Raw genomic sequence first — 10,234 nt, 5'->3', positions numbered from 1 at the left:
TAAGTGTGGAATTGCTCATACAGGCCACCAAGCGACAACGCTACACCGATTTTGTTTATATGGCAATCCCGAAGCCCAAATACAAATTGTTTTCGAAAAAATGGCAAGATATATGCTACTTGGTTAGACGTCTCGAGCTCGGTCTCATACTTGTGTCCTTTCCAAAAAGAGGGCCCGCAGTCATGGAAGTGAATATTTCACCTGGACCGTTTGATCGGGTAAAAAGCAAGCAATTCAATCAAAAAAAGCGAAGCCGCATCATTGAAGAGATGCGGGGAAGATACGGCGATTACAATGTTGGCGGCAGTTATCAAACCAAGCTCATGACGGCCTACAAGCAGAACTGCATTCAAATTGCAACGTTACTTCAGCAATATGGGCCGTTATCGCCGAAATTACTCAAGAGTAAAGGGGCAGGGGAGAAAACCTCGTCGATTCTTATCCAAAATCATTATGGGTGGTTTACCCGTGTGCAACGAGGGCTGTATGCGATCACGTCGACAGGAGAAAGAGAAATCGCGGAATACCCTGAGCTCATTACTTACTATCGGGAACAAGCAGAGAAACGAGATGGTACGTTTCCTGTAGATTCAAAAAAACAAAGGCAGCCTGCCGTGAAGGAATAACAGGCTGCCTTTTCCCTATTAAATGAATGAATTAGTGCGCAATCCATTCTGCAGTCATTTGCCCTACCAGTGCTCGCCCGGCCACAATGTCTGGATGAAACTGAATCGTTGCGTTTTGGCGGACGATTTTCACCTGTTGAATGGCATCCGATAATGGTTGTTCATTCTTCAGCTTTCCCCGAGCTTTTGCGATAGAAAGTCCCGCGACTGTACCTTGAGCCATTGCCACTTTGGCACTTTCAATTCCCGTGATATTGCCAGCAACATAGAGTCCGGGGACTGCTGTTTGCATGCTTTCATTGTGTAAGGGGACATGCCCACCCAAGGAGGGAACATAGGCAAAAGGGCACCCGGCAATCGCCGCTAATTCAGCGAGTGGACTTAATCCGCCTGCGATACAGGCGAAATCAGCCGGAATGAATTGTTCGGTTCCAGCTATTGGTGAACCATCGGCATCAACTCGGGCGATACGGACACCCTCAACTTGAAAGGTTCCGACGATTTCCAGTGCTGCTGCTCGCAGTTGAATCGGGATGTCCCACATAGAAAAACCGTTGGAGGGGTAGAGGGACACTGCCAGCTTTTGCATCCATGAATTTCCCATCAGTTTGCTCCCCAGCCGAATCATCAGAGAAGGGGCAAGATGGGCGACACGCAATAAAGATTGCATCACTGCTTGCGGTTGCCCCGCAGTGCCACTGACAGTCGTACGAGGTGGGAGAATCATTCGATCCACCGTAATTCCAGCCAACTGCAATTCGCGGGATATCGCCACCGATAAGATATTGATACCAATGACGACTCCGCGTTGTCCTACTCGCACGCGCTGCACGTTCGTCATGACTTGAGCAGCTCCGATGGACATCACGCCAGGTAACGTCCACCCTGGCACGGGTACAGCTGCTTCAGAAGCCCCCGTAGCGATCAGGAGCAACGGGGCTATCATTTCCCCCACTGTGGTAGAAACAATCCAGCCATTTTGAGATTGGGTCAAATGGAAGACGGAAACGCCGCAACGGATCTCTACGCCAAGCCCAATCGCTTCTTCCGTGAGCCGGGCTGCCTCATCCAGCCCATTCCACCACACGCCGTTTGGTTCTTCGTGAAGCTGTCCAAGCAAGCGGCCCCCAGGACGATAAAACTCATCAACTACACGAACAGCCAATCCCTGCTTGGCACTTGCAATTGCTGCGGATAAGCCCGCGGGTCCAGCCCCGATGATGAGAAGATCGATCATGCACCATGCCCTCCTTTTTTCAAGGGAGTAGGAAGGACAGAACCCGCATTCACTCGCATGCCTTCCTGCACAAGCGTCATACAAGCACGCACGGTAGGGACACCGTCTACATGGACGCGACATTCATAGCAATGACCGATATTGCAGTAAATTCCTCGCGGTGTTCCTTTTTCCTCATGCACCCGAAGCGTACGGACACCTGCGGCCAATAGGGCTCCCGCAATCGTCTCGCCTTCGTAAGCCGTATAGACAGAGCCGTTATAATAAAAACGAAGCTGCTTTCTATCCCCGAGTGAACCGAGAACCGGATGGTGATCAATTCGTTGACTCATGTCCGTTGTCCCCCAAGCGTTTGAAATGAGACAGGACGGATAGGCGGTTGGTACCCAAGAGGTACAGTATGAGAAGGCGCTTGGCCAGTTACTTGCTGAATGACCTGATCGATCAATGTACGGCAGGTTCTCCCACCGCAGCAGCCCATGCCGGCTCTGGTCCGTAGCTTGAGCTCGCGTGCGGTACATTGGTAGGTTTGGGCGGTCTCTTCCAATTCAGCGAGAGTTACTTCTTCACAACGGCAGATAATCAATAGATGCGATTCCATGATGAAGCCTCCTTTCATTCTTGCTTGATGAAAATGCAAGTGTCGTGCCATGGGAAAGCGAGTCAAATCGTCCAGGCTGGCACAATACTTGCTGAATATTCTCAAAGAACTAGCCCAATCATGACAAACAAAAGAGGGATGACAGAGATGGAAAAAGTAACAAGACTGCGTGAGCAATTCGATTCACTTGGGATTGACGGGATGTTGATCACCAATGGACAAAATCGCCGATACCTCACAAACTTTACAGGTACATACGGAGTTGTCCTCATTTCAAGGGACCAGGCCAAGCTCTTCACAGATTTCCGTTACACAGCCCAAGCGCAAGCACAAGCAACAGGCTTTGAGATCGTTTATTTGCCGACAAAAGAATCCATTTACAGCGAAGTAGCGCGCCAGGCGGAAGCGATGGGGATCAACTATCTCGGCTTTGAGGAGGAGAATGTCTCGTTTGCCTTGCATCGTAAATACAGTGAGGCGGTCCAAACAGCATTCATTCCGACGTCAGGTGTCATTGAAGGATTGCGGATGATAAAGACAAAGGAAGAACTGGCGATCATTCGAACGGCTGCGCAAATCGCCGATGCGGCATTCTCCCATATTACTTCTTTTCTGCGTCCTGGTATCACAGAGCTCGCGGTGTCTAACGAATTGGAAATGTTCATGCGAAAGGAAGGGGCGTCGGGCTCTGCTTTTGACATCATTATTGCTTCTGGCTATCGTTCCGCACTTCCCCATGGCGTAGCGAGTGAAAAAACGATTGAAGCGGGCGATATGGTCACGATGGATTTTGGTGCATTGTATCAAGGGTATCGCTCTGATATTACCCGTACGGTTGCTGTTGGAACTCCTGATGAACAGCTCAAAGCCATCTACGAGATCGTTTTGGAAGCACGCAATCGGGCTGTTGCAGGCATTCGTCCTGGCATTACCGGGAAAGAGGCTGACGCCTTCGCACGGGACTACATCACGGAGCACGGCTATGGCGAGCGATTTGGACATGGGATGGGGCATGGAGTGGGTCTCGATATTCATGAGGAGCCATTTATGTCCACACGTTGCACGACTGTCCTCCGAGAAGGCATGATTTTGACCGTAGAGCCGGGGATTTATATCCCAGAGCTTGGTGGGGTCCGTATCGAAGACGATCTGATTGTCACAGAGAGTGGCAATGAGGTGCTGACACATTCACCGCGCGAATTGATCATTTTGTAAATCGAGAGACAAAAGTCTTGGCCAAGTAAATGGGCTGAGGCTTTTTTTGTCTAACAGCGGTGTCTAAGATTTGAAACACGACAAGGTATACAGTGTACAAAAAAGTTTACAACAACCAAGGCTAGAACGAAGGTACAGCCGCCTTCATTTTTTGGCACACCTTTTGCATTCTGATAATTCTGAAAACAAACGCATAACGACTCAACAATGGGGGTTGATCGAATGAAAAAAAGCATGTTTGCAGTAATGAGTAGTCTAGCAGTCATGGGAGTAGCGTTGGCAGGATGTGGAGGCGGACAGCCTGCAGCGAAGCCAGCCGAGCAAGCGGCACAGAGTGGTCAGTCGAACACGCAGCCAGCACCTGCCACCACGGCGAAAGAATCAGCAAAAGCACAAGTCCTCCGCTGGAATCTTCACTCCGAACCTCCTACAGGTGATCCTGGACTTGCGGAAGACACGACTTCTGCAGCTATCGTCAAAGCAGTTTTTGATGGGCTGACACGCATCGGGCCTTCGGGCAAGCCAGAGGAAGCAGTAGCCGAGAAAATTGAAGTATCGAGTGACATGAAAACATACACCTTCAAGCTGAGAGACTCCAAATGGAGCAACGGAGAATCGGTAACAGCCCACGATTTCGAATACGCGTGGAAGCGAGCTCTCGATCCGAAGACAGCGTCCAATTACGCCTATCAACTCTATTACATCAAGAATGCGGAGAAGGCGAACAAAGGGACCGGCAGCTTGGATGATGTCGGCGTAAAAGCATTGGATGACAAGACCCTTCAAGTAGAGTTGACGAATCCAACCCCCTTTTTTCTGGAGCTAACCGCCTTCCAAACTTATTTCCCGGTAAATAAAAAAGTAGTCGAGGCCAATGAAAAATGGGCTGGAGAAGCCAAAACACACGTAGGGAATGGTCCATTTAAGATGGAGTCTTGGGAACACAAAAGCAAAATGATACTCGTGAAAAACGACAACTACTGGGACAAAGAGAGTGTCAAGCTGGACAAGATTGAGTTCTCGATGGTGGAGGATGAAAATACAGAGCTGTCCATGTTCGAAAACGGCGAGATTGACTGGGCAGGCAGTCCGTTAAGCTCGCTGCCAACAGATGCGATGCCAGCGCTTAAAGATAGCGGAAAGCTGCAAGTGAAGCCTGTCGGTGCTACCTACTGGTACAAGTTCAATACAGAGAAACCTCCGTTCAATAACGTGAAGATTCGTAAAGCTTTTGCCTACGCCATTAACCGTCAAATCTTGATTGACAACGTACTCCAAGCGAATCAGCAGCCAGCGATGGCAGCAGTTCCTCCGACAATGGGACTCAATACGGGCGGTTATTTCAAAGACAATGATCAAGATACGGCCAAAAAGCTGTTAGAAGAAGGAATGAAAGAGCTGGGCATCTCTAAACTGCCGCCGATCAAGCTTAGCTACAACACATCGGAAGGACATAAAAAGATCGCAGAAGCGATTCAGGACCAATGGCGACAAAACCTTGGTGCAGATGTGAAGCTGGAAAATCAGGAATGGAAGGTGTACCTCGAGACCATGCACGAGGGTAACTATCAGGTCGGGCGTCTCGGCTGGTCGGGTGACTTCAACGATCCGATCAACTTCCTGGAGCTGTTCAAGGAAAAGGACGGAGGAAACAATGATACGCGTTGGGAAAATCCGAGATTCAAAGAGCTGCTGAATCAGTCCGCAACCGAGAGTGATCCAGAAAAACGCAAGGCGATTTTGCGTGAAGCCGAGCAAATCATGATGGACGAAATGCCGATTATGCCGATCTACTTCTACACGCATACATGGGTGAAGAATGACAAGGTAAAAGGAATCTTCCAGGATGGTCTAGGCGCAATCGACTGGAAATGGGCATCAATCGAATAATATTCGAATGGGGGATGGGCTATGAAAAAATGGGGAAGTGTGATGGTCGCGGCGATGTTGACTCTTTCACTTGCTGTAGCGGGATGTGCCAATCAAGGAGCTTCTACTGGAGGCGCAGATGCTAGCGAAATACTCGTTGGTGTAGTTTTACCAGTAACTGGTAACAATGCAACGGATGGAAAAGACATGCAAAACGCCATTGAAATGGCTGTTAAAAAAATAAACGACAGCGGTGGAGTTCTTGGAAAAAAATTGAAGATCGAAGTAGCTGATGATGGCTGCGATCCACAAATGGCGGCGACGGCAGCCAATAAGCTGGTCTCCCAAAACGTAGTGGCTGTCATCGGTGGTTACTGCTCAGGTGCGACACTACCTTCATCGGGTGTATTCAAAAATGCCAACATTCCCATGATCGTTCCCGCAGCCAACTCAGCCAAATTGCCCGCGCAAGGCTATGATACCCTCTTTTTGATTAATGGCCTAACCCCAGATCAAGCACAAACCGCAGCAGATTACATGGCAGCGAACCAAGCGAAAAAAGTCGTACTCATCCATGATAATTCTGCCTACGCCAAAGATTTGGCCGATTTTGCCAAAGCATCCGTTGAAAAATCCGGCGGCACAGTCATCGCGTACGAAGCGATCAACCCCGAAGAAAAAGATTTCAGCGCGCTGGTCACAAAAATCAAAGGCCTCCAGCCGGACGCGACGTATTTTACTGGCTATTATGCGGCTGGTGGACTGATGGTTAAGCAATTTAAACAAAAAGGTGTATCGGGTCTGTTCCTCGCAGGCGATGGCTCATTCAGTGAGGATGTCATCAAGATTGCAGGCGCAGACAATGCGGAAGGCCTTTTGATTACTGCGACCCCTACAGCGGAATTCATCGAGGGGGCAGAGGAGTTCACTTCTGCCTACAAGCAGGCGTATAACAACTTGGCACCTGGTCCTTTCTCAGCGTTGAGCTACAATGCGGTCAATCTGCTGGCAGATGCGATCGGACGGGCGAAATCGACTGACCGTGACGCCATCAAAAAGGCAATCAAAGAAACAAAAGATTTCAAGGCACTCGGACAAACGATCTCGTTCAATGCGCAAAATACGCTGGATACCTCCAACTTCGCCGTTTTGAAAGTGACGGGTGGCAAGTTCACGTTAGCGAAGTAGGGTATATGTCAATCATTACCTCAAGTAAGGATGGTGGAGGAATGGATATTCTCGTCCAAACACTGGCGGACGGACTGGTTATTGGTGCCTTTTACAGTTTGATCGCTTTGGGCTATACGATGGTTTTTGGCATTATCAAGCTGCTCAACTTCGCGCATGGCGATCTCTACATGCTCGGTGCATTTGTTGGCTATACCTTGCTCAGCGTGCTTGGCGGAGATTCATCTGGAGCAGGTTTGATGGGAATATTGTTTGTCTTATTGCTGACGATGGTGATTGTCGGCGTCATCGGGATGGGGATCGAGAGGGTGGCATATCGGCCGCTCTTGTTGGCTCCACGACTCTCTATCCTGATTACGGCAATTGGTGTTTCTCTCTTTTTGGAAAATGGCTCGATGATTGTTTGGGGTGCGCAGTATCAAGTGTATCCTTTGCAGCTTTCTCACGACGGCATTAGTCTACTAGGGGCCAAAATCACGTATGTCCAAATCGGACTGGTCATCATCTCGGCACTTTTGATGCTGGGCTTGCATTTATTCATCAATCGCTCGCTGTACGGCAAGGCTATGCGGGCGATTGCGCTCGATCAGACGGCTTGTCAACTAATGGGTATCCATGTGAATAAAGTCATTGGCTTGACCTTTTTCATCGGTGCTTCGTTGGCAGCAGGGGCGGGCACGATGGCAGGTGCTTATTACGGAACCGTCAATTTCATGATGGGCTTTATCATTGGGCTCAAGGCGTTTACCGCAGCGGTTTTGGGCGGGATTGGCAGCATTCCGGGAGCGATGCTGGGCGGGCTGTTGCTTGGGATGATGGAGACAGCCGGAACATTTATGTTCGGCGGTTCATGGAAGGATGTCGTGGCCTTTTCCCTGTTGATTTTGATTCTCGTATTGAAGCCAACGGGCATCATGGGTGAGAAAGTGACAGAGAGGATGTAGCGGATGAATCCATCTCGAAAAAAAATCGCTGTTGTCCTGTTCCTCGCCGTCGCGTGCGTACTCCCGTTTCTGTCCAATAACTACTGGCTGGATGTTGCGACGCTTGCTTTGTTCTACGTTGTCTTGGCCCAGGGGCTAAATGTGGTAGTCGGTTTTGCTGGATTACTCGACTTGGGCTACGCCGCCTTTTTTGCCGTAGGTGCTTATACGACAGGCATTCTGATGACGGTATATCAATGGTCGTTTTGGCTGACCTTGCCTGTGTCCATGGCATTTGCGGCTATTGTGGGTGTGATCATCGGAGCGCCGACACTTCGGTTGCGCAGTGACTACCTGGCAATCGTCACCCTCGGTTTTGGGGAAATTATTCGTATTTTAGCGATCAATCTTACTATTACCGGATCAGCTTCAGGTATTTACGGAATCCCGCGTCCTTCTATTGGGAGTTATGTGCTTGGCGGCCAGACCGATTTTTACTATTTGATCTTGATCATTGCTGTTTTGGTGGTGGTGGCTGTCAAACGGTTGGGCACATCCCGCATCGGCAGGGCGTGGATGTATATTCGTGAGGACGAGGATGCTGCGGAGGCGATGGGCATTAACCGGATTAATATGAAGCTGTTGGCGTATTCGATCGGAGCTGTCATCGGGAGTCTGGCTGGTTCTGTTTTTGCTGTCAAAATGAGTGCGATTGCGCCGCTCAGCTTTAGCTTTACCCAGTCCATCATGATTCTTTTGGCAGTGGTACTGGGGGGCTTGGGCAGCATTCCCGGTGTCGTCTTGGGCGCCGTGCTGGTCATTGCCTTGCCGGAGCTGCTGCGTTCCGTGGAAGATTGGCGGTATTTGATCTTCGGTGCAGCGCTGGTCGCCATGATGCTGTTTCGCCCACAAGGACTGTGGCCAGCACGCTATGAGATGAAACAAGGAGCTAGACGTGGCGAGACCGAGGAGGCTACGGAAGGGGGCAGCAGTAATGACGTCAAGCTTGACAGTGAAAAATGTAACGCTTAAATTCGGCGGTCTGACTGCGGTAAACGATCTGTCTTTTGCTATCAGCCCAGGCTCGATCAGCAGTCTCATTGGCCCGAATGGAGCGGGGAAAACATCCGTCTTCAACATGATCACCGGATTTTACCGTCCGACAGCGGGGCAGATCATTCTTGAAGGCAACCAGCTCGTGGGAAAAAAGCCAAGCCAAATCACACGGCTCGGTATGGCGCGAACGTTTCAAAACTTGCGGCTGTTTCCGAATTTGACGGTCTTGGATAATGTCAAATCAGGCATGCACAGCCGCACGAGCCAAACCGTCTGGGGAGCACTATGGCAGACTAGGGAACAGCACCGAGAGGAACAGTTGATCGAGGATACGGCAAGGGACTGCCTTCGTTTCGTGGGGATGGAAGACAGTTGCTGGCGCATTGCGAAAAACTTGCCGTACGGCGCCCAGCGTTATTTGGAGATCGCGCGGGCCTTAGCTACCAAGCCGCGGGTGTTGCTGCTTGATGAGCCTGCTGCGGGGCTGAATTATGAGGAGAAGGAAGACCTGATTGCTTTGATCAAGCGAATCCGCACCCATTACGAGTTGACAGTGCTGATCATCGAGCACGATATGGGGTTGATCAAAAAAATCTCGGAAAAAGTAATCGTCCTCGACTACGGACAGAAGATCGCAGAGGGAACTCCCGAGGATGTGCTCAGCAATCCGCGTGTCGTAGAAGCCTACCTGGGCAAGGAGGACGAGGCGATATGACACCACTTTTGACAATCAGCGGAATTCATTCGTTTTACGGTAAAATTGAAGCGCTTAAAGGCATCGACCTGCACGTGCATGAAGGAGAGATTGTCGCACTGCTAGGCAGCAATGGTGCGGGCAAGAGCACAACACTCAAAACGATTTCCGGAATCGTTCGACCAAGCCGTGGAGACGTCTTGCTTCATGGACAGAGTCTCGTGGGCTGGGCCCCTCACCAAATTGTCGAGGCAGGCATCATCCATGTACCAGAAGGCAGGCGGATTTTTTCTGGTTTGACCGTGCGTGAAAATTTGGAGCTAGGCGGTTTTACACAGAGAAAAGAGAAGGCAGTTATGGCAGAGGGGATTGAGCAGGCTTTCACGCTGTTCCCCCGATTGAAGGAGCGGAGTGAACAAATGGGAGGAACGCTGAGCGGAGGCGAGCAGCAAATGCTCGCAATCTGTCGCGGTCTTATGGCACGTCCAAAGCTCTTGATGCTAGATGAGCCGTCGATGGGACTCGCCCCGATTATTGTGGTTGAGATCATGAATATCATCAGGGAAATAAACAGGCAAGGCACGACGATCCTTTTGATCGAACAAAATGCCAAGGCAGCGTTGAAGCTTGCTCATCGCGGCTATGTAATGGAGACAGGGCGAATCGTCATGGAAAATAAGGCAGACGTTCTCAGGGCAGACGATTCGATCGTCAAGGCGTATTTGGGTGCGTAGGCCTCGTGCACTGCTTACATACCCGACGACAAAGGAGGTATCAAGCATGGAATTGATCCGTATTTTGTCTGAGGTGTTGCCGCCTAAAGAG

The 10,234-nt window shown here is 50.1% G+C and carries 11 protein-coding genes (1 of these 11 running past the window's edge); 8 read left to right on the top strand and 3 right to left on the bottom strand.

The window, feature by feature from the left end; all coding sequences use genetic code 11:
• Positions 1-626: the 3' portion of a DUF2161 domain-containing phosphodiesterase gene (locus tag HP567_RS25500; RefSeq protein WP_173612065.1), read on the top strand. 160 nt of this gene lie to the left of the window's left edge; the window shows 626 of its 786 coding nt (coding positions 161-786); its start codon lies beyond the left edge, outside the window; its stop codon occupies positions 624-626.
• A 31-nt stretch (positions 627-657) separates the two neighbouring features.
• Here the strand turns inward: HP567_RS25500 and HP567_RS25495 are convergent, their stop codons facing one another.
• From HP567_RS25495 to HP567_RS25485, 3 genes are read right to left on the bottom strand one after another with little or no spacing between them, the layout of a single operon-like run.
• On the bottom strand, positions 658-1,863 hold the full coding sequence (locus tag HP567_RS25495; protein ID WP_173612064.1) for an NAD(P)/FAD-dependent oxidoreductase: 1,206 nt from the start codon (positions 1,861-1,863) through the stop codon (positions 658-660).
• Positions 1,860-2,195, bottom strand: coding sequence for a (2Fe-2S)-binding protein (locus tag HP567_RS25490; protein ID WP_173612063.1), 336 nt, complete (start codon positions 2,193-2,195; stop codon positions 1,860-1,862). The genes HP567_RS25495 and HP567_RS25490 overlap by 4 nt, the downstream gene beginning before the upstream one ends.
• Positions 2,192-2,464 (bottom strand): (2Fe-2S)-binding protein, encoded by a 273-nt coding sequence (locus HP567_RS25485; protein ID WP_173612062.1) that lies wholly within the window; start codon positions 2,462-2,464, stop codon positions 2,192-2,194. Before HP567_RS25485 ends, HP567_RS25490 begins: the two co-directional genes overlap by 4 nt.
• A 147-nt stretch (positions 2,465-2,611) precedes the next feature.
• Here HP567_RS25485 and HP567_RS25480 point away from each other — a divergent pair, with 147 nt between their 5' ends.
• The 7 genes from HP567_RS25480 (at position 2,612) to HP567_RS25450 (ending at position 10,143) form a co-directional block, all read left to right on the top strand.
• On the top strand, positions 2,612-3,679 hold the full coding sequence (locus tag HP567_RS25480) for a M24 family metallopeptidase (protein WP_173612061.1): 1,068 nt from the start codon (positions 2,612-2,614) through the stop codon (positions 3,677-3,679).
• Positions 3,680-3,901: 222 nt separating this feature from the next.
• Positions 3,902-5,569 carry a peptide ABC transporter substrate-binding protein gene (locus HP567_RS25475; protein ID WP_173612060.1) on the top strand — a complete coding sequence of 556 codons (1,668 nt, stop codon included), beginning with the start codon at positions 3,902-3,904 and terminating at the stop codon, positions 5,567-5,569.
• Positions 5,570-5,590: 21 nt separating this feature from the next.
• Positions 5,591-6,736, top strand: a complete 1,146-nt coding sequence (locus HP567_RS25470; protein ID WP_173612059.1) for a branched-chain amino acid ABC transporter substrate-binding protein — start codon at positions 5,591-5,593, stop codon at positions 6,734-6,736.
• 41 nt (positions 6,737-6,777) lie between these two features.
• The gene (locus tag HP567_RS25465) at positions 6,778-7,680 is read left to right on the top strand and encodes a branched-chain amino acid ABC transporter permease (RefSeq protein WP_173612058.1); all 903 of its coding nucleotides are present in this window, start codon (positions 6,778-6,780) and stop codon (positions 7,678-7,680) included.
• A 3-nt stretch (positions 7,681-7,683) separates the two neighbouring features.
• Complete coding sequence (locus HP567_RS25460) at positions 7,684-8,691, top strand: branched-chain amino acid ABC transporter permease (protein ID WP_173612057.1); 1,008 nt, start codon at positions 7,684-7,686, stop codon at positions 8,689-8,691.
• A complete protein-coding gene (locus HP567_RS25455; RefSeq protein ID WP_173612056.1) occupies positions 8,654-9,430 on the top strand; it encodes an ABC transporter ATP-binding protein in 777 nt (258 codons plus the stop codon). The genes HP567_RS25460 and HP567_RS25455 overlap by 38 nt, the downstream gene beginning before the upstream one ends.
• Positions 9,427-10,143, top strand: coding sequence for an ABC transporter ATP-binding protein (locus tag HP567_RS25450; RefSeq protein ID WP_173612055.1), 717 nt, complete (start codon positions 9,427-9,429; stop codon positions 10,141-10,143). The genes HP567_RS25455 and HP567_RS25450 overlap by 4 nt, the downstream gene beginning before the upstream one ends.
• Positions 10,144-10,234: the final 91 nt, after the last annotated feature.

It is taken from the genome of Brevibacillus sp. M2.1A, from assembly GCF_013284355.2.
Lineage (GTDB): Bacteria > Bacillota > Bacilli > Brevibacillales > Brevibacillaceae > Brevibacillus.
Note: the sequence above shows the minus strand (reverse complement) of the source record. Positions and strands in the feature narration are given on the sequence as shown.